The organism is Pseudomonas sp. CGJS7 (assembly GCF_036961695.1).
Map to the genome: position 1 here is coordinate 31,105 of NZ_JBAMDI010000013.1, position 25,627 is coordinate 56,731.

The window sequence follows — 25,627 nt, forward strand, 5'->3', positions numbered from 1 at the left end:
CGTCCTGCCAGAAAGATCACAACCCATTGATTTAAAAGGCATTCACTGCAAGGCACGAAGTTTGCGAAAGCATCGCCGTCAGCAATCGCATCAATCGAGGAGAACTGCGATGACCGCCCAAGCCCATCTGCCCCACCTGTCTACCGGAACCCAGTACGAATCCCTTGCCGCCCGCTTCCGCCCCATCTTTGCCCGCATCGCCGAATCCAGCGTGGAACGCGAGCGCAACCGCACCCTGCCCCATGAGCCCATCCAGTGGCTCAAGGACGCCGGCTTCGGCGCCGTGCGTGTACCGGTCGAACAGGGCGGTGCCGGCGCTTCCCTGCCACAGTTGTTCCAGCTGCTGATCGAACTGGCCGAAGCCGACTCCAATGTGCCGCAGGCACTGCGCGGGCATTTTGCTTTCGTCGAGGACCGCCTCAACGCCCATGCCAGCACACCACAGGACGTCTGGTTCAAACGCTTCGTCGACGGCGATCTGGTGGGCTGCGCCTGGACGGAGGTGGGCGCAGTGAAGATCGGCGACGTCAGCACCCGGGTGTCGCGCCAGGGTGATCAGTGGGTGGTCAATGGCACCAAGTACTACAGCACCGGCAGCCTCTTCTCCGACTGGATCGACCTGTTCGCCCGCCGAGACGACACCGGTGGCGACGTGATCGCAGCGATCCGTACCCGCCAACCCGGCATCACCCAGAGCGACGACTGGGATGGTTTTGGCCAGCGCACCACCGGCAGCGGCACCTCGGTGTTCGAGAACGCGGTGGTCGAGGAAGAGAACATCATCGACTTCGCCACCCGCTTCAAATACCAGACGGCCTTCTACCAACTGGTGCTGCTCGCCGTCATCGTCGGTTCCGGCCGCGCCGCCGTGCGTGACTTCAGCCAGGAAACCAGCAAGCGCACGCGCGTGTTCAGCCATGGCAATGGTGCAGCGGTAAGCGAGGATCCACAGGTATTGCAGGTTATCGGCAAGGCCTCCGGGCTGATCTACGCCGCCGAGGCAGGCACCCTGCGCGCCAGCGAGGCCGCGCAGCAAGCCTACCTGGCGCGTTTCGGCAATGACGAGAACGCCGAGCGCAAGGCCAACATCGCCGCCGAACTGGAATCGGCCCAGGCCCAGGTGGCGGCCATCGAATGGGTGCTGCGTGCCACCAGCGACCTGTTCAACACCCTCGGCGCCTCCGGTACCAGCACCACCAAACAGCTCGATCGCCACTGGCGCAACGCCCGTACTGCCGCCTCGCACAACCCGGTGATCTACAAGGAACGCATCATCGGCGACTGGCACGTCAATGGCAGTGAACCGCCCTATGTCTGGCAGATCGGTGGCGGTGCCAAGCAGTCCTGAAAGCATGGCCTGGGGCACACCCCCAGGCCTCGTCACGGCACTGGCGTTTCGCCCGGAACGCCAGAACTATCCAGCGCCGAGTCGCCGACTGGCAAAACTGAACAGCAGAACCGAGAGAATCAGAACGCCGGTGGCCACCTGCTGCCAGAAGAAATTCCAGCCGATCAGCAGCAGACCGTTGGCCGTGACGTTGAGAAATAGCACACCGAGCAGTGTACCGGGTACGTTGACCCGGTTGTGCAGGCTCAGCGTGGCACCGATGAAGACCGCACCGATGGCATTCATCAGGAAGGCATTGCCGGACATCGGCGCGTAGGCGTTCACCGTGGCCGGCAGCAGGATGCCCGCCAGCGCGCTGGCAAAGGCACTGGCGATGAACACCAGGGCAGCGATACGTCGCTGCGCCAGGCCCGAATAACGCGCCACCAGTGGCTGGCTGCCAAGGACGATGATCTCCCGGCCTAAGCGGCCACGCGCCAATACCACGCCATACACCAGAGCCAACAGTGCCACCAGCAGCAAGGGTAGCGGCACGCCAAGCAAGCGCTCACTGGCCAAGCCGCTGCGCACCTGCGCCTCCAGGTAGATCGGTTGTCCGCCATCGGAAAGCAGCTTTTGCACGCTGCTGCCAATGAACAGTGTGCCAAGGGTGGCCAGAAAAGGGGAAATACGCAGCCCGGCGATCAGCCCGGCATTGAACAACCCGGCCAGGCTGCCAGCCAGCAACCCACCGGGAATCGCGACATAGAGCCCGAAGCCGGCATTGAGCAGCAGGACGAAGGTCAGCGCCGAGAAGTCCAGCGCAGTGCCGACTGACAGGTCAATGCCACCCGCGGCAATGGCGTAGGTCATGCCGATGGCGACGATGGCCAGCAGCACGAAATTGTTCAATAACAGGCTGGACAGGTTACCGACGGTGAGAAAGCCGGGTGCCTTCAACGCGAAGAACAGTAGCACGGCGGCGAACAGCGTCGGCATGACCAGGCGCAGCAACGCCCGGCCAGAGAGCCCGGTCAGACCGGCAGGCTGCGGGGCGGATAACGAATCGGACATCTCAGGCCTCCTTGTTGCGCAAACCGGACAGGGCCACCACCAGCAGGATCAGGACACCCTGCACGCCGTCGACCCAGAAGCTGGAAATATTCAGAAGCTGGAAGCCGTTGATCAGCACCCCGACCAGCATCGTTGCCAGCAGCGTGCCGCCGATGCTCGGCTGCAGACGCTGGGAGAAGATCACCCCAAGAAAAGCGATGGCCACCACCGACAGCAGCATCTCGCCGGAGCCGGTGGTGCTGCCGCTGAACCAGGCCGCTGAACAAAACGCGGCCAGGCTGCCGCACAGACCGCTGATCAGGTAGCTGGCGAACACGTAGCCACGCACCGACAGGCCAGCGGCATTAGCCGCCTCCGGGTATTCGCCGATGGCGTACAGACGCAGGCCGAATGGCGTGTACTGCATCAACACGATCAGCACGCCACCGACCGCCAGCAGCACCCAGGCCAGGGCTGGCACGCCGAGCCAACTACCGAAGGCCAGCCCTTCCAGCAACGGCGAAGAGCTAGGCAGCACGGTGTTTTCGGTCAGCACCAGTTCCAGCCCGGCCACCAGGTTCATCGTGGCCAGGGTTGCCAGCAGCGGCGGCAAACGGAAACCGACCACCACCAGCGCATTCAGCGTGCCGATGGCCAGGCCAGTGCCAAGCGTCGCGGCGATGCTGACAACATCGCCGAAACCGGCGTTGTTCAGGCTGGCATAGACCGCAGCGGACAACCCGAGGTTGGCCGCCAGCGACAGATCAAGCCCACCGGACACCACGTTCGAGCCGCCGCCGATGATCACCGTGGTCAGGCCGAAGGCAAGGCTGCCGAGGATCGCCGACTGGGCCAGCACATTGACCAGGTTGCTCGGGGTGAGGAAGTTCGGCGCACTGAGGGCGAAGGCCAACAGGATCGCGGCGAAGGCCAGCAGGGCGCCACGGCGCAGCAGCCAATGCGCGAATCGCGGGTGGAAGGCATCAAATAGCAATGGCATAGGCATAGAAAGGTCGTTCCTCGTTCTGCGCGCGTTGCGCGCCGGTAGCCACCGCCAGCAGGCGGTCACTGTTCGCCTCGCCAGCGGCGAAACGTGCGGCGATGGCGCCGCGGTGCATGACATGAATGCGGTCGCAGAGGCCGATCAACTCCGGCAGGTCGGACGAGAGGATCAACACCCCGGCGCCCTCCTTCACCAGTTCACCGATCAGCCGATAGATCTCCACCTTGGCGCCAACATCGATGCCAACGCTGGGCTCGTCCAGCAGGTACAGGCTGGAACACCGCGCGAACCACTTGGCCAGCGCCACCTTCTGCTGATTGCCGCCGCTGAGCTGACGCACCTTGGCATGCGCGCCATGGGCCTTGATCCTTAGGCGCTCGATCAGCTCCAGGGTGGTATGCCGCTCGCGCGCCGGCGACAGCAGCCCCAGGCGGACGAAACGCGACAGTGCCGCCAGGGTGGTGTTCTCCTGCACGCTCAGATCGAGCGCCACGCCTTGCCGACGGCGCTCCTCGGGCATCAGCGCGACGCCCTGGGCGACAGCCTCGCGCGGGCTGCGCAAGGACAACGGTTGCCCGTCCAGGCGCACCTCGCCGCTGTCCGGTGGCGCCAGGCCGAACAGGCTGCGTAGCAACTCCTTGGCGCCCGAGCCCACCAGCCCGGTGAGGCCGACGATCTCGCCACGGCGCACCTGCAGGTCGATGCCTTGGTAGGCCCGTGCCCGACCCAGCCCGCGTACGTCGAGCAACAGCGCACCGGCAGGCACCGCTACCTTGGGGTACAGCTCGCCGACTTCGCGGTTGACCATCAGCCGGGTGATCTGCTCCAGCGACGTGTTGCGCGGGGAGACTTCAGCGACATCGCGACCGTTGCGCAGTACCGTCACGCGGTCGCACAGGGCCTCGATTTCCTGCAGGTAATGGGAGATGTAGACGATCGCCAGGCCATCGTCACGCAGGCGCTGGACGATCCGCAGCAAACGCTCCACCTCACGCTGCACCAGCGCCACGCTGGGTTCGTCGAACACCAGCACACGCGGTTTGATCAACAGCGCGCGGACGATCTGCACCATCTGTTGCTCGGCACTGCTCAGTTCACCGATCAGCGCATTCGCCGGCAGTCGCAGGCCGAAGTAGTCGTCCAGCAGACGCGCGGCCTCGCGCTGCTGAGAGCGGCGATCGAGCAAGGGCCCGAATCGCCGTTCATGGCCGAAGAACAAGGCTTCACCCACGGTGAAACGGGCCGGCAACAAGCGTTCCTGGTGGATGAAGCCAATGCCCAGGCGCTCCACCTGGCGCGGGCTGAAATGCCCGTGCGGCTGGCCGTCGAGCAGCAGGCTGCCGGCGTCCGGGCGGTGGATGCCGGCCAGCACCTTGATCAGCGTAGACTTGCCGGCGCCGTTCTCGCCCACCAGACCGTGCACGCTGCCCGCCGCCACCCGCAGGCTGGCGCCGTCGAGCGCCCGGGTGGCACCGAAGGTCTTGACGATGCCACGCAGCTCCAGCACCGGCGTACTCATGCGTCGCCTCGGATGCGTTTGACGTCATCGACGTTGCCCGCCGTGGTCAGCAGGGTCTCGACGAAGGTTTCGGGCGGCAGATCGTGCTCGCCGGCCAGGTAGCGGGCGACGTTATGCACCGCCGTACGGCCAATCAACGCAGGCTGCTGCGCCACCACTGCAGCCACCGGGCTGCCGGGCTGGCGCAGCAGTTCCAGCACCTCGGGCGTACCGTCGACGCCATAGGTGCGCACTTCATTGCGCCCGGCTTCGATCAGCGCCTGGCTGGCACCGAGCTGCGGCAGATCCCAGGCCGCCCAGATCGCGTCGAGCTCACCCTTGGGGTACTTGTTGAGCAAGGCGGCAACCTGACTGCGGGCATCCTGCACGGTGTTGGGAATCACGTCGCGCAACTCCGGCTGGATGAACTCGATCTGCGGGTAGAACTTGCTCACCAGCTTCAACTGGTCATAGCGAATGCCGCAGCTCGGCACGCCATAGAAGCCATTGAACAGCAGCACCCTGCCCTTGCCGCGCAGATCGGCCACCAACTGCTTGGCCAGCAGCAAACCCGTGCTCCAGTTGTCTGCGGAAATCGTATTGACCGCGTACTGCGACGGCACCTCGATGGTGAACAGCGGGATGCCGGCGGCGCTGATGCGCTTGAACCAGGGCTCGATGATGCTCAGCGTGCCGAGGGTGTGAATCACTGCATCGGGCTTCTGCGTCACCAGATTCTGCAACTGGGTCACCATGGCCTTGTCGTTGCGCCCGGCATCCAGGGTGATCGGCGTGCCGCCCAGGCGCTGTACCTCCTCGACCTGCGCCTTGAAGGCCCGGCTGTCGAAGTAGATGCTGGTGCCCACGGTGCTGATGGCGATGCGCTTGCCCTTGAGCGAAGGCACTGTGGCACTGGCCTCGGCACCGCTGTCGGCTCCAGCCGCCATGGTGCGGGTCAATGGTGCGGCAAGCCCGAGAGCGAGCATCGCCGAAGACGCGCCGAGCAGGCAGCGCCGGGAAATGCCGGAGCAGTCGTTGTCACTCATTGGTCACCTCGCAGGTGCTTGACCTGAGCCAGGTTGTCGCGGGTCGTCAATAGCGCGGCGACATGGGTTTCCTTCGGCAGATCACGCTGGCCGGCCAGGTAGCGGGCAACGTTGCGCACGGCGGTGCGGCCGATCAGGTCGGGCTGCTGCGCAACCACCGCGCCGATGGGCGAGTTGTCAGGGGCGAGCAGCTCCAGTACCTCCGGCGTGCCGTCCACACCATAGGTGCGGATCTCACTGCGCCCGGCGTCGATCAGCGCCTGGCTGGCGCCGAGCTGAGGGATGTCCCAGGCCGACCAGATGGCGGCGATATCGCCCTTGGGGTACTTGTTCAGGAGCGCGGCGATCTGGCTGCGGGCGTCCTGCACGGTGTTGGGAATCACGTCACGCAGCTCCGGCTGGACGATCTGCAATTGCGGATGATCGGCCAGTACCTTCTTCAACTCGTCGTAGCGGATCGCACAGACCGGCACCCCGTAGAAGCCGTTGAACACCAGGATGCGGCCCTTGCCGCCGGTGTCGCGCACCAGCTGTTCGGCCAACGCGCGGCCGGCCGCAACGTTGTCCGAGGTGGTGTTGTTGAGGCTGTACTGCGATGGCACATCAATGGTGAACAGCGGGATGCCTGCTGCCTGGATGCGCTTGAGCCAGGGGTCGATCACGCTCAGGGTGCCGAGGGTCTGAATCACCGCATCGGGCTTTTGCGTGACCACCGTGTTCAGTTGTGTGACCAGATTGCGGTCGTTGCGCCCGGCGTCGAGGGTGATCGGCGTGCCGCCCAGGCGCTTGATCTCATTGACCTGCGCCTGGAACGCCTTGATGTCGAAGTAATGACTGGTGCCAGTCATGCTCACGGCAATGCGCTTGCCGGCCAGCGACGGCACGGCCTCACCCTCCTCCTCGGCTTGTGTCAGGCCGCCCGCCAATGCCAGCACCAGGGCGGTGAGCAACGTCAGGATTCGACTCATGCTTGCACCCTTTGCTGATCTGCCAAGGCGGCGCCGTTGAGGTAGTGGTCGCCGAGCAGTCGCCGTTGAGTGGGCAGTGCCGGTTCGGCGCTGCCCGGCTGCGGACGCGGCAGACTACTGCCCACCAGTTCGAAATGCGTCTGCGCGGCCAGGCGCGCGGCCTCGGCGGCGCCCAAACGAAAAGCGATGGCGGCCGACTGCGAGGCGTCGGCGCGTGCCAGCAACGCGTCGGCGGCGTCGATACGGATGCGCAACTCGCCGACTGCAGCGATGACCAGCGCTTCATGGCGAGCACTCTGCCCGCGCAGGTAGTCAAGCAGAGCTGCCTCGACATGACGGGCGTGGGCCAGGTCACCCCGGCCTTGGGAATGGGTGTTGGACATGGCGTGACCTCAGTTCCAGGAATGACGTTGCGGCTTGATGCCGTTGAGCAGTTGATTGCCGACCAGGTGGTACTTCCAGCGCACCGGGTCATGCAGCGTGTGGGTGCGCGCATTGCGCCAGAAGCGGTCCAGCCCCTGGCTGGCCGAGACGCTGCGCGTGCCGCCCAGCTCCAGCAGGCGACTGGACGCCTCAAGGGAAATCTCGGTAGACAGCACCTTGGCCTGGCCGACCACCACTGAGGCTTCAGCAACGAGCTCTTCGCCAGGCTCGGCGACGGCGCGATCGACCGCCTCGGCAGCGCGCTGCAAGATCGCCTCGGCCGCCTGCAGGCGCCAGGCCAGCTCGCCGATTAGCGCCTGGCCAAGTGGATCCTGCCAGCCGTGCTGCAAGCCGCTGTCGACCCAGGGGCGTGCCTGACGCGCCACGCGCAGGGTTTCGGCAAAGGCGCCACGGGCGATGCCGGTGTCCACGGCGGCCTGGATGATCTGCGAGATCGGGCCATCAGCGGTTGGCTGGTCGTAGGCCTTCCAGGCCGGTATCACCTCGCTCGCTGGCACTCGCACGCCTTCGATACGCACCTGGCCGCTGGCTGTGATGCGCTGGCCGAAGCCATCCCAACTGTCGATCACCGTCAGGCCAGCTGCATCGCGTGGCACGAAGGCGATGTGCGGGCGGCCCTCCTCGTCGACACCCGCGACCGGGACGATGTGGGCGAACAGTGCCCCCGTGCAGTAGGCCTTCTCGCCATCGAGCACGGCGCTGTCGCCGTCGAAGCGGATCTGCGTCTGGAAGGTGGTGACGTACTGGCTGCGCGCTTCGGAAAAGGCGTTACCGAAACGGTAGCCTTGCAGCACCTTGGCGTAGTAGCGGCGCTTCTGCGCCTCGCTGCCGGTCAGGCCGAGGTTGCTGAGCACACCAAAGTGGTTCTGCGGCAACTGGCCGAGCGATGAATCGGCGGCGGAGATGGTCGCGATCACCTCGCTGAGGGTGACATAAGATACCCCGGCGCCGCCGTGCGCCTTGGGCACGCTGATTGCCCACAGACCGCTTTCGGAGAAGCGATCCAGTTCCTCCCAGGGCAGGCGCCGCTCGCGATCACGCCAGGCTGCCTCACGGGCAAAATCCTCGGCCAAGCGCTGCGCCACCTCGATGGCTTCGGCGTCGCTACGGATGATCTGTGCCGGGCGCCGAGGCGCCGAGCTGAACTGCTCGCGCAGATCGGCGGGTTGTGACTGAGTCATGTGTTGCTCCAAGCGTGATGGATTCTCCAGGGCTACTGCACAGCCCGTACCAACCTGGAAAACCCTTAATATTCAATGACTTGATGCGCAATCCAGATAATTGGAAAAGCACCTGTGGCGGCAAACTGTGGATTGGCTGTTGCCGGGCGGACACTTGCCTCAGAACCTGTTCACGACCTGCTGCGCGTCGGCCCTCCTGCGTTAAAAAAAGGCTGGAGCGCAAGCGTGGTCGGACTGCTCATTTACAGCGGGTGAAGTCGAGCGCGACTCCGACCGCGCCTCGCCTGTTTTTGCGGGGCCGCCATCGGTGTTGCATGGCGTTACCTCGCGAGATCGTGAGCAGGTTCTCAGAGGCTGATATCCAGCGGGTACTGGACGATCAGGCGCAGTTCGTCGACGTTGGACTCGGCGACGTGATCGCCACCGACGCGGTGGGTGGCCTGCATCAGGTTGAACGAGAGGTCCTTGGCCGGCCCACTCTGCAGCACGTACTTCAGCCACAGGTTGCGCTCCCAGTGGCGGCCGTCCTCGGTACCATTGAAGTAGCTGTAAGCGCCACCCGCGCGCGTACCGTCGATGTCGGTACCGCGCACGTAGCGGGCTGTCAGGCTCAGCCCTGGCACGCCAAGCGTGGCGAAGTCATAGTCGTAACGGGCTTCCCAGGCTCGCTCATTGGGGTTGTTGAAGTCGGAAACCTGCGAGGCGGCATCCAGTTGCAGGTCATAGGTGTTCCACACGTAGTCGAACGGCGTGTCGCCATCGATGCGTGTGTAGGACAGCTTGAAGCCATGAGCGCCGGCAGCCAGACCGGCATGCACGCTCCATGAGTCGTTGTCGATCTGGCCGGCCAGCGCCTGGCCGCTGTCACGGGTGCGGTAATAATTGAGGCCGGTCTTCAGGCTCAGCTCGCTACCCAGCGGCTGCACATGGTCGACGCTGAAGAACGACTGGTTCCATACGTCGTCGAGGCGGCTGCTGTGCAGGCGCAAGGTGAGCTGATCGTTGAACGAGTAATCGCCACCCAGGTACACCACATCGTTGGCGCCCTTGATACGCCCGGCATAGACGGTGCCGAGATCACCACGGTGGTTGCTGGCGTTGCGGTCACTGCTCGACTCCAGCTTGCCGCCCTGCAGGCTCAGGCCATCCAGCGAGTTGTTGTTGAAGATGAAGCCGCGCAGTGTCTGCGGCAGCAGGCGAATGTCGCTGGCGTGCAGCACCGGGCTGGTCGGGCTTACGTCGCCATAGCGCAGTTCGGTGTCGAAGGCGCGCACCTTGAGCGCGGCGCCAACCTTGCCGTAGCTGTCCTTGGGCTCGCCATCGAAGTTGCTCCCCGAGCGCGACACGATGCCAGGCACGCCGACACCATTGCCGACTGCCCCATTGCCGCCATCGAGCTTGAGCCCGACCAGCCCCTGCACATCCACGCCGAAGCCGACAGTGCCACGGGTGAAACCGGATTGCAGATTGGCGATGATGCCGTGGCCCCATTCACGATGCAGGCTCTGCCGCTGACCATTGTTGGGGTTGAGGGTGAAGTCGCCGTTGCGATAGTCCTGGCTGAAGAAGAAGTTGCGGTTGAGCACATGGATCTGCGTGCCGTCGATGAAGCCTTCATCATCGCTGTCGGCAAACGCGGGGCCGGCCAGCAGGATGGCCAGAGAAAGAGCTGTTCTGTAGCAAGCGGTAGAGCGCATGGCAGTGATCCTTGGAATGACGAGGTAGGCGCCTTTCCAGGCGCTGCAAATCCAGTTGTTCCAACAACCATGCCAACAGAAAAAATCATTGTTATTCAATCAGTTGAACAATCTACTCAACAATATGATGCACCGTCTGCGGAGCAATCTGCACAACTGCTGTTGCCGGCGCCACAGCGCTTTCGTCAGGAAAAAAAACGCGGCCTGGGCCGCGTTGAATGGAACATCACCTACTCAGTAAAAGGCGGTATAACCACAGCGTTCCACAGCCGTCGCCACCGCTCAGTCAGCCTTGCCGCCCAGGTAGAAATGCTGAATATCTTCCCGCGCGGCCAGCTCGGCAGCACTGCCCTCACCCACCACCCGGCCGTTCTCCAGGATGTAGGCATGGCTAGCATGGCGCAGGGCAACGTTGATGTTCTGCTCGGCCACCAGAAAGCTCACGCCCTCCTGCGCATTGAGCTGGGCGACGATGGCGAAGATCTCCTCGACGAGGATCGGCGCCAAGCCCATCGAGGGTTCGTCGAGCAGCACCAGGCGCGGTTTGGTCATCAGCGCGCGGCCGATGGCGAGCATCTGCTGCTCACCGCCGGAAGTCAGCCCAGCCTGAGTCTTGCGCTTGGTCTTCAAGCGCGGGAACCAGGCATAGATGCGCTCCAGATCCTGCTCCAGTTGGCGCCGCGTCGGGTTACGCAGGAAGCCGCCACTGCGCAGGTTTTCCTCGATGGTCAGGTGGGCGAACACATGCCGTCCTTCCAGCACATGGACGATACCCTGGCGTGCCAGCAGGTTGGCCGCGACACCGGCGGTGTCCTGCCCCTGGAAGCGGATATGGCCACGGCTGACCTGCGCCCGGTCGGCCTGCACCAGGCCGGAAATAGCCTTGAGTGTGGTGCTCTTGCCAGCACCGTTGGCGCCTAGCAAGGCGACGATATCGCCCTGCCCGACCTGCAGGGATACACCGGCCACGGCGAGGATCGCGCCGTCGTAGATCACTTCGATGTCCTCCACTGCCAGCAGCTCGCTGCTGACGGCGGCTGGAAGAGTCGCACTGGTCATGGATTGTTGCCCTCTGGTCGTCGTTCAGCGGGCGGCGCCTGCCGCCCCAAAGCCTTGAAATGCGTTGCCCGTGCCGGTCGCGGCTAAAGCCCCTGCCACAGGTGAAAAGCGAGCGCTCACGGCGCGTCACACGCACGGGGGGTCACGCCTTTCTCTTTCGCGTACTCGGCAGCCTTGGCGTCGATCAGGGGGCGCAGGGTGACATGATCGGCCTGCACCCAATCGGTGATCAGCTTCCACTGCTGGCCATCCCACTGCTGCACCTTGACGGCACCGCCACCCTCGTGGTCGCTGCACGACAGCTTCAGCGGCTGCATCAGCCCCAGGAAACCGATCGCCTTGAGCCGCGCATCGTCGAGATCGAGGTGTTCCAAGCCCCAGCGACCTTCTTCGCCATTGAGCGGCCGCGGTCCGAAGTGCTTCTGCGCGGCGCGGATCGCCTCGACGGCGATGGCGGCATTCACCAGGCCGGAGTTGTAGTACACGCTGCCGAAGCTCTTCGGATCCTTGAGGTCGCTCTTGCCCTTGTCGAGGATGTGTTCCTTGATGCGCTGGTGGATGTCGAAGTCGGCACCGCCCGGATAGGGCGTCAGGGCCAGATAACCCTTGCCCGCCTCGCCGGCCGGCAGCACATCTTCATTGGAGCTGGCCCAGATGTCGCCAATGATGCGATCGACCGGAAAGCCGAAGCGCGCCGCGGTCTTGATCGCCACCGGGGTGGACACGCCCCAGGTGCGCAGGAATACCCAGTCCGGCTTGAGCTGGCGCACCTGGCGCCACTGCGAGGCCTGCTCGTTACCCGGGTCGGCGACGGGAATCTGGATGTTCTCGAAGCCGTACTTCTCCGCCAGCAGCTTCAGCGGCCCCTGGGTTTCCCGGCCATAGGCGGAGTCGTGGTAGACGGTGGCAATCTTCTTGCCCTTGAGCTTGTCCAGCCCACCCTCGCGCTCGGCCACGTAGTTGATGAATGCCGAAGCCTCGCTGTAGAAGGTCAGCATCACCGGGAAGTTGTAGGGAAAGACGCGGCCATCGGTGGCCTCGGTACGACCATAGCCGAGGGTGATCAGCGGGATCCGGTCGGCCTCGGCCTTGTCCGCCAGGGCATAGGCAGCCGGCGCACCATTGGGCTGGTAGACCGCTACCGGAGCGCCATTGAGGCCGTTCTTGAAGCGCTCGTAGCACTCGATGCCCTTCTCCGCCGTCCACTCGGTCTCACACTCCTGCCAGACCAGCTTGACGCCATTGATGCCGCCTTCGACGTCGTTGATGTAGCGCAGGTAGTCGATCATCCCGGCCCACACCGGAATGCCGCTGGAGGCATAGGCACCGACTCGGTAGGTGGCTAGCGGGAAGAATTGTTCATTGGCCGCCTGGGCCGCCGACGGCATCGCGGCGTAGCTCGCGAGCGCCAGGCCAAAGGCGGCGACACCGCGTTTAAGCGTTGCATACATGGTCTTTCTCCTCAGGCGCCCAGCCCACGCGACGGTGGCCGGGCGCAGGTCATGGGGGGTTATTGCTCGTTGGCGCAATTACGCGGGGTGATGCCCTTCTCCTGGGCATAGGCGGCGGACTTGGCCTCGATCAGCGGACGCAAGGTGGTGCGGTCGGCCTGGATCCAGTCGGTCACCAGCACCCATTTCTCGCCGTCCCACTGCTGAACGCGGGCCGCACCACCGCCCTCGTGATCAGAGCAGGACAGCTGCAGCGGTGGCAGCAGCCCTTCGAAGCCACTGGCCTTGAGGCGCGCGGCGTCGATATTCAGGTGCTCGAAGCCCCAGCGCGCTTCCTCACCATTGAGCGGGCGGTTGCCAAACTTGCCCTGGGCGGTGCGCAGCGCCTCGACGGCAATCGCGGCATTGATCAGGCCGATGTTGTAGTACACCTTGCCGAAGTAGCGCTTATCCTTCAGGTCGCTCTTGCCAACATCGAGGATGTGCTGGCGCAGGCGCTGGTGAATCTCGAAACCGTCGCCACCGGGGAACGGCGCCAGGGCCTGGTAGCCCTTGGCCGCCGTGCCGGCTGGGATCACGTCGGCCTCGGAGCCGGCCCAGACGTCGCCGATGATGCGCTCCACCGGGATGCCGAAGCGTGCGGCCGTCTTTATGCCAACCGGAGTGGACACGCCCCAGGTACGCAGGAACACCCAATCTGGCTTGATCTGCCGCACCTGGCGCCACTGCGCCGACTGCTCATTGCCCGGATCGGCCACCGGGATCTGGATGTTCTCGAAGCCGTATGTTTCCGCCAGCAGCTTCATCGGCGCTTGGGTTTCCCGGCCATACGCCGAGTCGTGGTAGACGGTGACGATCTTTTTGCCCTTGAGCTTGTCGAAGCCGCCCTCGCGCTCGGCGATGTAGTTGATGCCCACCGAGGCCTGCCCGTAGTAGTTCAGCAGCAGTGGGAAGGCATAGGGGAACACGCTGCCGTCGGTAGACTCGGTGCGCCCGCCGGCACCATCGATCAGCGGGATGCGGTCGGCCGCGCCCTTCTCCATCAGCGCATAGGAGCCCGGAGTGCTGTGGGTGAAGAAGAACGCCGTCGGCGCGCCATCCTTGCCATCTTTGTAGCGCTCGTAGCACTCGACGATACGGTCGACGTTCCACTCGGTCTCGCACTCCTGCCAGACCAGCTTGACGCCGTTGATGCCGCCTTCCACCTCGTTGATGTAACGGAAGTAGTCGATCTCTCCGGCCCACCAGGGAATCCCGCTGGAGGCATAGGCGCCGACCCGGTAGGTGGCCATGGGAATGAACTGCTGGTTGTCGGCGGCCTGGGTGACGACCGGAGACAGGGCCTGGGCGCCGAGCACAAAGAGGCTGACGAGCAGGTGACGATGCAAGGGTTTGCGCATGGTGTGAACTTCTTGTGCTGGGGTGAAAACCTCCTTTCCCGCGGTCGGGTCAAGGTTCATGGAAAGAGGCGGTCGTGCTCAGAATCGCAGCGGCCAGACCCTGATGCGTTCGCGCAGGTCGCCGAGCAGGCGTACCAGGCCTTCCGGCTCCTTGATCAGGAACCAGATGATCAGGCTGCCGAAGAGGATCTTCTGCAGGTTCTGCAATTGCCCGGCATCGACGTTGCCGCCGAACAGCCACTGCCCGGCATGGCTGAGCAGAATCGGTGTGAGGCTGATGAAAGCCGCGCCGATGAAATTGCCGGCGATGCTGCCCATGCCACCGATGATGATGATGAAGAGGATCTGGAACGAGCGGTTGATATCGAAGCTGCCGGCACTGGACGTGCCCAGGTAGGCGAAGGCCCAGAGCGCCCCGGCGATGCCCAGGTAGAAAGAGCTGACGGCAAAGGCCAGGCGTTTGTAGCGCTCCACCGGAATGCCGATCACCGAGGCGGCGGTGTCCATGTCGCGGATCGCCATCCAGTTGCGCCCGACCTGGCTGCGCACCAGGTTGACCGCGACCCAGGTCAGCAGCACCACGCAGCTCAGGGTCAGCAGGTAGCGACCTACCGGCGAGGCCAGGCTGTGGCCGAACAACTCCAGGCGCGGTGCGCTGATGGTGCCGGACGAGGCATGGTTGTAGAACCAGGGAAACTTGGCGAACACCCATTCGAGGAAGAACTGCGCAGCCAGCGTGGTGACCATCAGGTAGAAACCCTTGATCCGCGAACTGGGTATGCCGAACAGCAAGCCGACCAGGCCGGCAATCAGCCCGCCGCCGATCAGCGCCAGCGGCAACGGGAGCCCAGGCACACGCAGCAGCAGGCCGTAGGTGGCGAAGGCGCCCACCGCCATAAAGCCGGCGGCACCGACCGAGGTCTGCCCGGTGTAGCCGGTCAGCAAGTTCAGCCCCAGCCCGGCCAGCGACAGCACCAGGAAGGGAATCAGGATCGCGTTGAGCCAGTAGTCGTTGCCCAGCCAGGGCAAGCCGACGAAGGCCACCAGCAGCAACAACGGCAGGCCCACTGGCCAGCGACGGCGCACCAGGGTCAGCGGCGCCTCGTCGAAGCCGGCGCCCAGGCGTGAAACGGTAGCGGTCATCGCGTCATACCCGTTCGGTGGCCCGGTCGCCGAACAGGCCGGCCGGACGGATGTAGAGGAAGATCAGGGCAAGGAAATAAGCGAACCAGGGCGTGATGCCGCCGCCGATCAGCGGGCCTATGTAGGCTTCGGCGAGGTTCTCGGCGGCACCGACGATCAGCCCGCCGACGATGGCTCCGCCAATCGAGGTGAAGCCGCCGATGATCAGCACCGGCAGCGCCTTGAGCACGACCAGCGAGAGCGAGAACTGCACGCCCTGGCGCGCCCCCCAGAGCAGCCCGGCCACCAGCCCGACCATTCCGGCCACGGCCCAGACGATCTGCCAGATGCGGTTGAGGTTGATGCCCAGCGACAGCGCCGCGCGGGTATCGTCGGCCACCGCACGCAAGGCCACACCGATGCGGGTCTTGTTGAACAGCAGCGCCAGCACCGCCACCAACAAGGCGGAAACGCCGGAGGCGACCAGGTCGAACTGGCTGATCATCAGTTCGCCGACGAACAGCGGGACGTCCTCGATGCCCAGATCCAGCGCGCGCACCTGGGCGCCCATCAAGCCCTGGGCCAGGCCCTCGATGATGAACGACAGGCCGAGGGTGGCCATGAACAGGGTGATCTGCGAACGATTGACCAGGGGCCGCAGCACCAGGCGCTCGATCAGCAGCGCGCCGACGATCATCACCAGTACGGTCAGGGCCAACGCCAGGGCGAACGGCAGGCCCTGCTCGTGCAGGCTAACGAAGGTCAGCGCAGCAAACAGCAGCATCGCGCCCTGGGCGAAGTTGAACACGCCGCTGGCCTTGTAGATCAGCACGAAGCCGATGGCCACCAGCGAATACAGGGTGCCGGCGAGCAAGCCGCCGATCAAGGTTTCCAGGAAGAAGTTCATCCGTGCGGCGCTCCCAGGTAGGCGGCGATCACATCGGGATTGGCCTGCACTTCGGCCGGTGTGCCATCGCCGACCTTGCGCCCGTAGTCCAGCACCACCACGTGGCTGGACAGCCCCATGACCACCTGAATGTCGTGTTCGATGAGAATCACCGTGGTGCCGAGATCACGGTTGATATCGGCGATGAAGCGGCTCATGTCCTGTTTCTCTTCAGCGTTCATCCCCGCCATCGGCTCGTCGAGTAGCAGCAGGGTCGGCTGCGCGATCAGGGCACGCCCCAGCTCCACGCGTTTCTGCAGGCCATAGGCCAGGCTGCCCACGGCAACGTCGCGCCAGGGCTGCAGCTCGAGGAACTCCAGCACCTGCTCGGCGCGCTCGGCGAAAGCCCGGGCCTCGCGCCGGGCACGTGGCAGGCCCAGCGCCTGTTCGAGAAAGAAACTGCGCTGGAAACGCGACAGACCGGTAAGCAGGTTGTCCAGCACACTCATCTTCTTGAACAGCGCATTGTTCTGGAAGGTACGGCCGATCCCCAGCCGCGCCGCCTGCAGCGGGTGCGGCCGGCGCAACGGCTCGGTGGCGAAGAACAGCTGGCCGGCATCGGCCCGGTAGACGCCATTGAGGATGTTCAGCAGCGAGCTCTTGCCGGCGCCATTCGGCCCGATCAGGGCGCAGATCTCGCCGCGCCTGACGCTGAAGGACAAGTCGGAAATCGCCTTCACGCCCTTGAACGACAGCGACACGTTGCGCACCTCCAGCAAAGCACTCATGCCGCGCGCTCCAGATATTCGTGCAGCCATGACAAGCGTGCCGGGCCTTGTAGCGCCACGCTGGCAGACGCACTTGGCACCTCGATCCGGCGCAAGCGATGGAAGCCGAGCAGACGCCGCACCCGCTGCTTCAGCCAGCGACGCAAGCCCTGGTGTGGATTCTCCAGCGTCCAGTCACACAAACGCCGTCGCCAACTGCCTGGTGGCGCCAGGCGGGCATCGATTTCGCCCGCCAGCGCCTCGACCCCCGCAGCGGACAACAACAACCCGGTCGGGGCGATTTCGCGACGGTCGCGACCAGCAGACTCGCTCGTTTCCGGGAAGGCTAGACTTTCGCCATGTTGCAACCAACGGCTCAGCAAATGCCCCAATCCCTCATGCCATTCGGTGCCCTCATCGACCCACAGCACGTCATCTTCGGCGACCTGCGCCCAACCCTGGCGCTGCGCCACCGGCGCCTCGCCGACAAACAGCGTCGACAGCGGCTGCACCTGCCACAAGCCGTTGCTCACGACATTGGCCTGGGCGGAAAACAAACGCAGTGGCCACAGCTCGGCAAGGCCGCTACCCAACCAGTGCGACACGTCTTCACGGCGTTGGACGAAGGCGAACGTCGGACGCCCCTGGCGCAGTTGCCGTTGCAGCTCATCGCCACGGCTGTCGCGGCCAATCACCAGACTCTGGCCGCCAAGCGGGTGGGCAGCCAACGCCAGAATCAGCAGGCTCGGCTCGAAGGCACCACTCAATGCCAGGCGCTGCCCGGGGCCGAACCCCTGCTGGCGCAAGCCGTTGGCAACCCGCTCGACCTCGTGCTGCACATCGATCCAGCGCCAGGCCTTCCACGCACCAAGACGGCGATGACGCAGGGCGATTTGTGTCGGCCGTTCTCTGGCCCAACGCTGCAGCGCCGTCAGCGCGCTGTCGGCCACTACGTCGGGCAACGGCGGATAGCGTTCATGAATGCTCATGCGATGACTCCTCTGCCGATTCAGGCCGGCTCGGCCAGGTTGACATCGACGTTTTCGCGCTGCTGGCTGAGGTCGCGATAGCCGGCGCCAGGATGGTTGGCGGGCAGTCGCGGGCCATCGCCGAACAGCTTCTCGCGCAGGGTTCCGGAACGATATTCGGTCTTGTACACACCGCGTTTCTGCAACTCGGGCACCAGCAGCTCGACCACATCGCGGAAGGTTTCGTGGGCCAGGACGTAAGCCAGGTTGAAGCCGTCCACGTCGGTTTCCTCGACCCAGGCCTGCAGCTCGTCGGCGACGGTCTGCGCACTGCCGACGATCAGCGGGCCGAAGCCGCCAATACCAACCCAATCGGCCAGTTCCTGCACCGTCCATTGCTTATTGGGGTCGGCGGTGGAAAAGGTTTCCACTGCCGACTGAATGGCATTGGTATGGATATGCTTGAGCACCTGGTCGGGCCGGTACTGGCCGAAGTCGATCCCCGTCCATCCCGAGATCAGCGCCAGCGCACCTTCGTAGCTGGTATATGACGTGAGCTCCTGCCACTTGGCCTGAGCCTTGGCGTCGGTCTCGTCGACGATCACCGTCTGCAGGTTGAAGATCAGCACCTTGCGTGGATCACGCCCGGCCTCGGCAGCGCGACGGCGGATGTCGGCCACGGTTTTCTTCAGGATCACCTTGGACGGTGCGGCGACGAACACGCACTCGGCGTGTCCGGCTGCGAAGTCCTTGCCACGGCTCGACGCCCCCGCCTGATAGAGCACCGGCGTGCGCTGCGGCGAAGGCTCGCAGAGGTGGATGCCGGGCACCTGGAAGTGCTTGCCCTGATGGCGGATCGCATGAACCTTGCTCGGATCGCTGAAAATACCGCGCTCGCGATCACGCAGCACAGCGCCCTCTTCCCAGCTCCCCTCGAACAGCTTGTAGAGCACTTCAAGATATTCGTCGGCGTAGTCGTAGCGCGCATCGTGGTCGCTCAGCGCCTTCTGCCCGAGGTTGCGCGCGCCGCTGTCGAGGTACGAGGTAACGATGTTCCAGCCGATGCGCCCCTTGGTCAGGTGATCCAGGGTCGACAGGCGCCGGGCGAAAGGATACGGGTGCTCGAACGTCAGCGAGGCGGTGAGGCCAAAACCGAGGTGTTCGGTAACCAGCGCCATCGGGGTGATCAGCGCCAGCGGATCATTGACCGGAACCTGGGTCGCCTGGCGGATGGCCGCATCGCCATTGCCGCCCAGCACGTCGTAGATGCCGATCACGTCGGCGATGAAGATGCCGTCAAACTTACCGCGCTCAAGCAACTTTGCCAGATCCGTCCAGTACTCCAGATCCTTGTATTGCCAGGCGCGATCCTTGGGGTGCCTCCAGAGTCCGGGCGACTGATGGCCGACACAGTTCATCTCGAAGGCGTTCAAACGAATTTCACGTGGCATGGGAGCTCCTGATCGATAGGCTCGGCACCCTGTTTCGGCGCCTCTCAATGCTCTATCAACACATTCCATGCCAATAAATATTTTCTTTATTTACAATGACATAGAGATTACTCGAAGCAGCTTTAATGCCTGCAGGACGACATCACTGCTGATCAGCTGTACAACAGCGAACAGTGTTGATGCGCAGCGAGAAACATGCCGAGCTCTGCGACCCGGTCATGAGTACACCGCATTCAGCCAATCTTGATAAATATCAAGGTCATCGAGCCCCACTGCGTCACGCTTGGCCTGAACCGGTGGGCCTTCATCGAGGCTGCCACCGCGGTGGAGGCCATCATGAACACTTACTCAAGACTGCTGCTGATCTGCCATCCAGACCTGCACCCTTCGCCTGCCCTGACGCGTGCTCAAGCGCTGAGCAGTGCGACAGGTGCTACCTTGCACCTGGTGGCGCTCAGTCAATTGCCCTCGCGCCTGGCAACCCTGGACCAGGTGCTACGCAAAAACGCCCGCAAGCAGGACGCCGAGCATCGAAAGGCTTGGCTCGCTGACCAGGTGAAGGCGCTGGGCGAGCTGGGCATTACCGCCTACGCCGAGACACTGGACGATCAAGACCCGCTCAAGGACTTGATCCGGCTGGCCCAACTGCACCGGATAGGGATGGTGATCAAGGACATCCAGCACGAAACCGCCTTGAGCCGTGCCCTGCTCACGCCATTGGACTGGCAATTGCTACGCCGCTGCCCGATCCCGCTGCACCTGGTAGCCCAGGCTGAAACGACGCTGCCAGCGCGCATACTGGTCGCCGTTGATCTGGTCGAGCACGACCCGGTGATCGACAAGCTCAACGACCACATCCTGCAATCGGCACAGGCACTGGCACAACGCTGCAAGGCGCAACTGCATCTGCTGCAGGCCTACGAACCCAGCGCCAGCTTCGTTGCCTATGCCGCCGCACCCGTTGCCTGGACAGACAAACTGGCCGAGGAAATGTCCGGTCGTGCGCGCGAGCGCATGGCGACGTTCGGCGGCCGTTATGGCATCAAGCCAGATCACCTGCACCTGGTGCGGGGTGCTGCCCGTAACGTGGTCAGCGAATACGCGAACCAGCAAGGCTTCGATGTGGTGGTGATGGGCACGCTCTACCACGAGGGGGTGAGCAAGGTCGTCGGCAGTACTACCGAGCAAACCCTGTACAAGATTCACTCCAGTATTCTGGCGATTCACGGTTGAACGATCGCCCGCTGGCTATGCTCGACTGGATACTCATCAAACCGCACAGTGCCATGCAGCTCATGTCGCTGTGAACGACCTCTGGAGCGCAGGGCATGAATGACACACCGCCGTTGCTGTTCGCCTTGCAAGGCAGCCAGGCCTATGGGAATGCCGTGGCGCAACGCTTGGGCAGGAAACTGTCTGCACATGAAGAGCGCGACTACGAGGACGGAGAGCACAAGTGCTGGCCTGGCGAATCGGTGGACGGTCGATCGGTCATCGTCTTTCACTCGCTGTATGGTGACGCGCACCACAGCGCGCATGACAAGCTATGCCGGTTGTTGTTCTTCTGTGGCGCGCTCAAGGACGCTGCTGCCCGCCAGGTGACGGCAGTCACGCCTTACCTCTGTTATGGTCGCAAGGACCGCAAGGTGGAGTTTCAGGACGCTATCATCACCCGCCATGTGGCTCGGCTGATGGAAAGCTGCGGCGTGGACCGCATTGTGGCGCTGGACGTGCACAACCCCAGCGCCTTCGACAACGCCTACCGAATCCCGAGCTGGAACCTGCAATGCACCCAGCTATTCGCCCAACGCCTGGCCCCGCTACTCGGTGAGCAGGCGGTCACGGTCATGTCACCGGATATCGGTGGCGTCAAACGCGCGGAGCAGTTTCGCCAGGTCCTGGCGCACCTGCTGGCGCGCCCGGTCTCGGTGGCCATGATGGAAAAACACCGCCAGCAGGCAGGCCTGAGCGGCGAACACCTGGTCGGTAACGTGGCAGGCAGCACCGTCATCGTGTTCGACGACCTGATCAGCACGGGGCAGACGCTACTACGCGCTGCCCAGGCCTGCCGGCAGGCCAGAGCCAGCCGCATACTGGCTGCGGCCACCCACGGCCTGTTCACCACCGGTGGCGAGCTGTTCGACAGTGGCGCGTTCGAACGGGTACTGGTGGCCGACAGCATCGCCCCCTTTCGCCTGCCCGTGCGATGCCTGGCGCAACTGGATATCGTCGATACCAGCGCCTTGGTCGCCGAGTTGCTTGCCAACCGTCCGGGCACTGGCGCATGACCCCGGTGCAGGCGGCGCCGGCGGAGTGTCCCTGCTCCTGAAATCGTCGGGCCATTTGGCCATGAGGGCAGTGTCGCAGGCCATGCTGATGGTGTTCGCGCAGAGCATCATGGGAACCGCTATAACCGTCTACCCTGCCCCCAGCCAAAGGCGTATCCCTTGAAAACTGAACCCCGGCACCATGGGAGCACTGCACATGCCTATCGACTTCAGACCCGCTCGAGTCTCGGACGCGCATGATATTGCGCGCTTCTTTCAACTGACATCGGAGGGCATGGCCGATTACATATGGAGCAAGCTCGCCGCACCTGGAGAAGCCTTGCTGAGTGTCGGTGCGTCTCGCTATGCCAGAGAACAGGGCGACTTTTCATACAAGAACTGCCTGATGGCCACTTTTGAAGGGCGCGTCATCGGCATGATGCATAGCTATGCCTTGCGCGCAACGCCTGACAGGCCAGTCGAGACCGACCCCGTCCTCGCGCCTTATTCCGACATGGAAATACCCGATACCTTGTACATATCCAGCCTGGCACTGGATGAGGCCTGGCGGAGCCAGGGGCTGGGTGCCGAGTTTCTTCGCCACGCCCAGCAGCGCGCTGACGACGCGGGCCTTGATGGGTTGTGCCTGATCGATTACGAAGAAAACCACGGTGCACGCCGCTTCTACGAACGTCATGGTTTTCAAATTGTTAAAACCTGCCAGATCGTTCCGCACCCGATGCTGGGCGTCACCGGTGAAGCCTATTTAATGTATCGCCCTACTCACAACGTGCTCGAGAAACAGCCATGAACCAGAAACTGACCGTGTTCCGCGAACTGGATATCCAACCGCTGCGCGACCTGCCCTTCTTTGAAGAAGTATTGGAAGGCACCCCTCACACGCTGACGTCCAAGTACTATCACGATGAACAGCAAGGTCGCATTTCCGGAGAATGGGAAGCCAGCACCGGGGCGTGGCGCATTGACTACAAAGTCTGGGAGTTCTGCCATGTCCTGAGTGGGTGCTGCGTCATCGAGCTTGAGGGTTGCGCCCCGGTCACACTGGCCGCTGGCGACACGTTCATTATCGAACCGGGCGCCAAGGGCAAATGGACCGTAGTGGAAGACATGAAGAAGAATTTCGTGATCCTCGTGCCCGCGAACTAAGCCACTGAATGCTTGCTGAAGCCGACTATGCTGGTAGCAATCCACTCGTCGGCACAGGGGCTGTTAAATGGGCATGAAGCGCAGGTTGGGACGGGCTGCTTGGCTGATGCTACTGATCCACGTGCTGTTCTCGCCCCTGCTCCACGCAGACACCCCTCAGGTCGGGCCAGAGATAGAGGGTGTGATTGCCGAACCCGCCCCGCTGACCGTCATCAACCGCACGGTGCTGGTCTTTCGTGCGACGCTTCTGGGCGAAACACCCAAGGTGCGCGCCCAGCGCGCCAAGAAGGTCATCGAGGAAACGCTCCAGGAAACGAACGACCTGGAGGTTCGCGTCGACCCTATCCTGCGCAGCTACCTGGTGCTGCTGGGCGGGCGCCGTGCATTCATCGTGACGCCACTGGATGCTGCGGCCGACAACATTACAACAGGCGAAGCCGCCGAGCAGGCCGCCGAGAACCTGCGCCTTGTCGTCGAGGAAACCCGTCAGGCGCGTAGCCTGCGGTTTTTGCTCACCGCGATAGGCTACAGCGCTGCGGCAACCGTGGTCTTTTTCATGCTGGTAAAGGCCGCAGGCTACTGTCGACGCAAGCTCCTGGGGCTGCTGCCCAAACTGATGGGCAAACACTCCGAGCGCCTCAAGGTCGGACACACGCAACTGTTCGACCTGCAAAACCTGTACTACCTGATCGACCGCTCACTCTGGCTGCTGTACTGGTTGGTCGTGCTGTTGTTCTGCTACCAGTGGCTGGGCTTCGTGCTGTCTCAGTTCCCCTACACGAGGTCTTGGGGGGAAAGCCTCAATATCCACCTGATGGAGCTGCTCAACTACCTGATCAGCGGTATTTTGCGTGCCATGCCCGGCCTGGCCGTTGCACTGTCGATCTTCTTCATCGCCCGTGGCATCAGCGCCTTCTCCAAGCGTGTGCTAAGGCGCATGGCACGCCCGGGCACGTTGAAATGGCTGACCGCCGAAACCTTGCAACCGACCATGCGCCTGACGTCGCTGGCAATATGGCTATTCGCCCTGGTGATGGCCTACCCCTATCTACCCGGCTCGGGTACCGATGCCTTCAAGGGGTTGTCAGTGTTGCTCGGTCTGATGATTTCACTGGGGGCGACCAGTGTCATCGGCCAAGGCGCCGCCGGACTGATCCTCACCTACACGCGCACGCTGCGCGCCGGTGAATTTGTACGTGTGGGTGATTACGAGGGCACGGTGACCGAGGTGGGCATGTTCACCACGACCATTCGCACCGGGCTTGGCGAAGTGCTGACACTCCCCAACTCGATGATTACCGGCTCGGTGACCAAGAACTACTCACGTATCGTGCAAGGGCCAGGCTATGTGGTCGATACCGTGGTGACCATCGGCTATGACACCCCGTGGCGTCAGGTCGAGGCGATGTTGCTGGAAGCGGCTCGGCGCACCGACGGCGTGCTGCAAACGCCCACGCCCCAGGTATTCCAGACGGCGCTGTCGGACTTCTACCCCGAGTACCGATTAGTGGCCCAGGCCATTCCGTCAGAGCCCAGGCCCCGCGCGCAACTACTGAGCCTGTTGCACGCCAATATCCAGGACGTGTTCAACGAGTATGGGGTGCAAATCATGTCGCCTCACTACCTGAGCGACCCCGAGCAACCCAAATGGGTGCCCAAGGAGCAGTGGCACGCGGCCCCGTCCAAACCTGAAAACACCGCGTGAGCGATGAGGCCTCAGGTGCCGGTCAGCGCAATGATCAGCGGCCCACAGACCGCCAGCAGGACATTGGAGACGGTGAGGCCGATATGGGTCCAACGCATGCCGAGCAGCACCCCCATCACCAACCCGCTTAGCACCCAACCACTTTGAGTATTGCGCAGAACCAAGCTCAAAGGTCCAGCGCCCCCCTGAGCAAGGCGTCAAGCACGCGCGCGACGTCAGCACCCTGCTCGTCCAGCAGGCATACCGGCAGCCCGTGCAAGGCCGCTTGCACACCGGCCAGCCCCTCGCCCGTCAAGGCCAGCGGACAATCAATTTCCATCTGCAGCGAGCGCAGGCGCTTGGCCAAGGCAGGGCTAACCGGTGGCTGCAGCGCGATCACCAGTGCCGCAGGCTGCACCGCTGCACACAGCAGCGGGAGCTCTTCCAGCGGCTGTCCGCAGCCGAGCACGTCGATGCGTTGTCGCTCGCTGCTCAACAGCAGCCCGGCGCACAACACCTGGCATTCGGCTTGACCCTCGGTACCCGCCAGCAGCACCCGCGGCGCATCGACCTGGTTCATCTGCAAGCGCAGCAGCAGCCGGGCGCGCAAGAACGTATCGAGAAACAGCCATTGGCTACGCTGGCCTGGCGCAGTGCCTGAAGCCAGGTCATGCCAAACCGGCATCAGCACGTCCCGCAGCACCGTGGCCTTTGGCAAAAGTGTGAACAGCTGTCCATGGATCGCTTCCAGCGCCTGCGCATCGAATGCCCTGGAAGCGCGCGCAACGGCGGCGCGCCAGTCGTCAAAGGCCGAGGGCTGCTGCACAGGCGCCTCAGGCTGGCCGGCGAGCCTGTCGCCAACCTTGCTGATGGGCAGGCCGTTGGCGGTCCAGCGCAAGATGTCGCGTATTCGCTGCACATCCTGAGCCGTGTACAAGCGATGGCCGCCCTCGGTGCGCTGCGGGCGAATCAACCCATGACGCCGCTCCCAGGCACGCAAGGTCACCGGATTGATGCCGGTCAGGCTGACCACATCGCGCATGGGTAGCAATTCGGGTGGGGTGGCGTCGGTCATAACGAGGTGTCATCCAGAGGGTGATACATTCTAAACCCAGATGCACCTTCTGCGGCGAGCCTCCTTGGTTCATCATGCAACAAACGGCGCCAAAAGCTTCTGCACGGAAGCCT

Annotated in this window: 24 protein-coding genes; 6 read left to right on the forward strand and 18 right to left on the reverse strand. The window is 63.7% G+C overall.

Annotated features, from left to right (window positions below; all coding sequences use genetic code 11):
* The first annotated feature begins 109 nt into the window (after positions 1-109).
* On the forward strand, positions 110-1,348 hold the full coding sequence (locus V7787_RS10525; RefSeq protein ID WP_064493307.1) for an acyl-CoA dehydrogenase family protein: 1,239 nt from the start codon (positions 110-112) through the stop codon (positions 1,346-1,348).
* A 66-nt stretch (positions 1,349-1,414) separates the two neighbouring features.
* Here the strand turns inward: V7787_RS10525 and V7787_RS10530 are convergent, their stop codons facing one another.
* The 16 genes from V7787_RS10530 to V7787_RS10605 form a co-directional block, all read right to left on the reverse strand.
* Positions 1,415-2,401, reverse strand: coding sequence for an ABC transporter permease (locus V7787_RS10530; protein WP_003253977.1), 987 nt, complete (start codon positions 2,399-2,401; stop codon positions 1,415-1,417).
* A gap of 1 nt (position 2,402) precedes the next feature.
* A complete protein-coding gene (locus tag V7787_RS10535; RefSeq protein ID WP_041168451.1) occupies positions 2,403-3,380 on the reverse strand; it encodes an ABC transporter permease in 978 nt (325 codons plus the stop codon).
* Positions 3,364-4,902, reverse strand: coding sequence for a sugar ABC transporter ATP-binding protein (locus V7787_RS10540; protein WP_010953671.1), 1,539 nt, complete (start codon positions 4,900-4,902; stop codon positions 3,364-3,366). Before V7787_RS10540 ends, V7787_RS10535 begins: the two co-directional genes overlap by 17 nt.
* Entirely contained in the window at positions 4,899-5,927 is a 1,029-nt protein-coding gene (locus tag V7787_RS10545; protein ID WP_012052704.1) for a sugar ABC transporter substrate-binding protein, read from the reverse strand. The genes V7787_RS10540 and V7787_RS10545 overlap by 4 nt, the downstream gene beginning before the upstream one ends.
* Positions 5,924-6,895, reverse strand: a complete 972-nt coding sequence (locus tag V7787_RS10550) for a sugar ABC transporter substrate-binding protein (RefSeq protein ID WP_003253981.1) — start codon at positions 6,893-6,895, stop codon at positions 5,924-5,926. The genes V7787_RS10545 and V7787_RS10550 overlap by 4 nt, the downstream gene beginning before the upstream one ends.
* A complete protein-coding gene (locus V7787_RS10555; protein WP_003253982.1) occupies positions 6,892-7,278 on the reverse strand; it encodes a hypothetical protein in 387 nt (128 codons plus the stop codon). The genes V7787_RS10550 and V7787_RS10555 overlap by 4 nt, the downstream gene beginning before the upstream one ends.
* A 9-nt stretch (positions 7,279-7,287) precedes the next feature.
* Positions 7,288-8,520, reverse strand: coding sequence for an SfnB family sulfur acquisition oxidoreductase (locus V7787_RS10560; RefSeq protein WP_012052705.1), 1,233 nt, complete (start codon positions 8,518-8,520; stop codon positions 7,288-7,290).
* Positions 8,521-8,867: 347 nt separating this feature from the next.
* Complete coding sequence (locus V7787_RS10565) at positions 8,868-10,217, reverse strand: OprD family porin (RefSeq protein ID WP_064493308.1); 1,350 nt, start codon at positions 10,215-10,217, stop codon at positions 8,868-8,870.
* 282 nt (positions 10,218-10,499) lie between these two features.
* The gene (locus V7787_RS10570) at positions 10,500-11,276 is read right to left on the reverse strand and encodes an ABC transporter ATP-binding protein (RefSeq protein WP_064493309.1); all 777 of its coding nucleotides are present in this window, start codon (positions 11,274-11,276) and stop codon (positions 10,500-10,502) included.
* A 116-nt stretch (positions 11,277-11,392) separates the two neighbouring features.
* Positions 11,393-12,727, reverse strand: a complete 1,335-nt coding sequence (locus V7787_RS10575; RefSeq protein ID WP_064493310.1) for an ABC transporter substrate-binding protein — start codon at positions 12,725-12,727, stop codon at positions 11,393-11,395.
* Positions 12,728-12,786: 59 nt separating this feature from the next.
* Positions 12,787-14,127, reverse strand: a complete 1,341-nt coding sequence (locus tag V7787_RS10580; protein ID WP_336087907.1) for an ABC transporter substrate-binding protein — start codon at positions 14,125-14,127, stop codon at positions 12,787-12,789.
* 78 nt (positions 14,128-14,205) lie between these two features.
* Positions 14,206-15,270, reverse strand: a complete 1,065-nt coding sequence (locus V7787_RS10585; protein ID WP_003253989.1) for a branched-chain amino acid ABC transporter permease — start codon at positions 15,268-15,270, stop codon at positions 14,206-14,208.
* A 4-nt stretch (positions 15,271-15,274) separates the two neighbouring features.
* Positions 15,275-16,156 carry a branched-chain amino acid ABC transporter permease gene (locus tag V7787_RS10590; RefSeq protein ID WP_003253990.1) on the reverse strand — a complete coding sequence of 294 codons (882 nt, stop codon included), beginning with the start codon at positions 16,154-16,156 and terminating at the stop codon, positions 15,275-15,277.
* On the reverse strand, positions 16,153-16,923 hold the full coding sequence (locus V7787_RS10595) for an ABC transporter ATP-binding protein (RefSeq protein ID WP_003253991.1): 771 nt from the start codon (positions 16,921-16,923) through the stop codon (positions 16,153-16,155). Before V7787_RS10595 ends, V7787_RS10590 begins: the two co-directional genes overlap by 4 nt.
* Positions 16,920-17,891 carry an AMP-binding protein gene (locus tag V7787_RS10600; protein WP_064493312.1) on the reverse strand — a complete coding sequence of 324 codons (972 nt, stop codon included), beginning with the start codon at positions 17,889-17,891 and terminating at the stop codon, positions 16,920-16,922. Before V7787_RS10600 ends, V7787_RS10595 begins: the two co-directional genes overlap by 4 nt.
* Before the next feature lie 20 nt (positions 17,892-17,911).
* Positions 17,912-19,321 carry an LLM class flavin-dependent oxidoreductase gene (locus tag V7787_RS10605; protein ID WP_064493313.1) on the reverse strand — a complete coding sequence of 470 codons (1,410 nt, stop codon included), beginning with the start codon at positions 19,319-19,321 and terminating at the stop codon, positions 17,912-17,914.
* Between the two features lie 243 nt (positions 19,322-19,564).
* On the opposite strand from V7787_RS10605, the gene V7787_RS10610 reads away from it, so the two are divergent.
* From V7787_RS10610 to V7787_RS10630, 5 genes are all read left to right on the forward strand, one after another.
* Positions 19,565-20,554, forward strand: a complete 990-nt coding sequence (locus tag V7787_RS10610; protein ID WP_336087914.1) for a universal stress protein — start codon at positions 19,565-19,567, stop codon at positions 20,552-20,554.
* A gap of 95 nt (positions 20,555-20,649) precedes the next feature.
* A complete protein-coding gene (locus V7787_RS10615) occupies positions 20,650-21,609 on the forward strand; it encodes a ribose-phosphate diphosphokinase (RefSeq protein WP_336087916.1) in 960 nt (319 codons plus the stop codon).
* Positions 21,610-21,805: 196 nt separating this feature from the next.
* A complete protein-coding gene (locus V7787_RS10620) occupies positions 21,806-22,399 on the forward strand; it encodes a GNAT family N-acetyltransferase (RefSeq protein ID WP_232968616.1) in 594 nt (197 codons plus the stop codon).
* On the forward strand, positions 22,396-22,755 hold the full coding sequence (locus tag V7787_RS10625) for a cupin domain-containing protein (protein ID WP_003253997.1): 360 nt from the start codon (positions 22,396-22,398) through the stop codon (positions 22,753-22,755). The genes V7787_RS10620 and V7787_RS10625 overlap by 4 nt, the downstream gene beginning before the upstream one ends.
* A gap of 67 nt (positions 22,756-22,822) precedes the next feature.
* Positions 22,823-24,460 (forward strand): mechanosensitive ion channel family protein, encoded by a 1,638-nt coding sequence (locus tag V7787_RS10630; protein WP_064493317.1) that lies wholly within the window; start codon positions 22,823-22,825, stop codon positions 24,458-24,460.
* Between the two features lie 11 nt (positions 24,461-24,471).
* On the opposite strand, the gene V7787_RS10635 is transcribed toward V7787_RS10630, so the two are convergent.
* Positions 24,472-24,630 carry a hypothetical protein gene (locus V7787_RS10635; protein WP_198747249.1) on the reverse strand — a complete coding sequence of 53 codons (159 nt, stop codon included), beginning with the start codon at positions 24,628-24,630 and terminating at the stop codon, positions 24,472-24,474.
* Positions 24,627-25,514: a MerR family transcriptional regulator gene (locus V7787_RS10640; RefSeq protein ID WP_010953653.1), complete on the reverse strand. Its 888-nt coding sequence runs from the start codon at positions 25,512-25,514 to the stop codon at positions 24,627-24,629. The genes V7787_RS10635 and V7787_RS10640 overlap by 4 nt, the downstream gene beginning before the upstream one ends.
* Between the last annotated feature and the right edge of the window lie 113 nt (positions 25,515-25,627).

Bases quoted from the DNA above. Each gene is read 5' to 3' on its own strand.
- V7787_RS10525 (WP_064493307.1), top strand. From the start codon at position 110: ATGACCGCCCAAGCCCATCTGCCCCACCTGTCTACCGGAACCCAGTAC.
- V7787_RS10530 (WP_003253977.1), bottom strand. From the start codon at position 2,401: ATGTCCGATTCGTTATCCGCCCCGCAGCCTGCCGGTCTGACCGGGCTC.
- V7787_RS10535 (WP_041168451.1), bottom strand. From the start codon at position 3,380: ATGCCATTGCTATTTGATGCCTTCCACCCGCGATTCGCGCATTGGCTG.
- V7787_RS10540 (WP_010953671.1), bottom strand. From the start codon at position 4,902: ATGAGTACGCCGGTGCTGGAGCTGCGTGGCATCGTCAAGACCTTCGGT.
- V7787_RS10545 (WP_012052704.1), bottom strand. From the start codon at position 5,927: ATGAGTGACAACGACTGCTCCGGCATTTCCCGGCGCTGCCTGCTCGGC.
- V7787_RS10550 (WP_003253981.1), bottom strand. From the start codon at position 6,895: ATGAGTCGAATCCTGACGTTGCTCACCGCCCTGGTGCTGGCATTGGCG.
- V7787_RS10555 (WP_003253982.1), bottom strand. From the start codon at position 7,278: ATGTCCAACACCCATTCCCAAGGCCGGGGTGACCTGGCCCACGCCCGT.
- V7787_RS10560 (WP_012052705.1), bottom strand. From the start codon at position 8,520: ATGACTCAGTCACAACCCGCCGATCTGCGCGAGCAGTTCAGCTCGGCG.
- V7787_RS10565 (WP_064493308.1), bottom strand. From the start codon at position 10,217: ATGCGCTCTACCGCTTGCTACAGAACAGCTCTTTCTCTGGCCATCCTG.
- V7787_RS10570 (WP_064493309.1), bottom strand. From the start codon at position 11,276: ATGACCAGTGCGACTCTTCCAGCCGCCGTCAGCAGCGAGCTGCTGGCA.
- V7787_RS10575 (WP_064493310.1), bottom strand. From the start codon at position 12,727: ATGTATGCAACGCTTAAACGCGGTGTCGCCGCCTTTGGCCTGGCGCTC.
- V7787_RS10580 (WP_336087907.1), bottom strand. From the start codon at position 14,127: ATGCGCAAACCCTTGCATCGTCACCTGCTCGTCAGCCTCTTTGTGCTC.
- V7787_RS10585 (WP_003253989.1), bottom strand. From the start codon at position 15,270: ATGACCGCTACCGTTTCACGCCTGGGCGCCGGCTTCGACGAGGCGCCG.
- V7787_RS10590 (WP_003253990.1), bottom strand. From the start codon at position 16,156: ATGAACTTCTTCCTGGAAACCTTGATCGGCGGCTTGCTCGCCGGCACC.
- V7787_RS10595 (WP_003253991.1), bottom strand. From the start codon at position 16,923: ATGAGTGCTTTGCTGGAGGTGCGCAACGTGTCGCTGTCGTTCAAGGGC.
- V7787_RS10600 (WP_064493312.1), bottom strand. From the start codon at position 17,891: ATGAGCATTCATGAACGCTATCCGCCGTTGCCCGACGTAGTGGCCGAC.
- V7787_RS10605 (WP_064493313.1), bottom strand. From the start codon at position 19,321: ATGCCACGTGAAATTCGTTTGAACGCCTTCGAGATGAACTGTGTCGGC.
- V7787_RS10615 (WP_336087916.1), top strand. From the start codon at position 20,650: ATGAATGACACACCGCCGTTGCTGTTCGCCTTGCAAGGCAGCCAGGCC.
- V7787_RS10620 (WP_232968616.1), top strand. From the start codon at position 21,806: ATGCCTATCGACTTCAGACCCGCTCGAGTCTCGGACGCGCATGATATT.
- V7787_RS10625 (WP_003253997.1), top strand. From the start codon at position 22,396: ATGAACCAGAAACTGACCGTGTTCCGCGAACTGGATATCCAACCGCTG.
- V7787_RS10630 (WP_064493317.1), top strand. From the start codon at position 22,823: ATGGGCATGAAGCGCAGGTTGGGACGGGCTGCTTGGCTGATGCTACTG.
- V7787_RS10640 (WP_010953653.1), bottom strand. From the start codon at position 25,514: ATGACCGACGCCACCCCACCCGAATTGCTACCCATGCGCGATGTGGTC.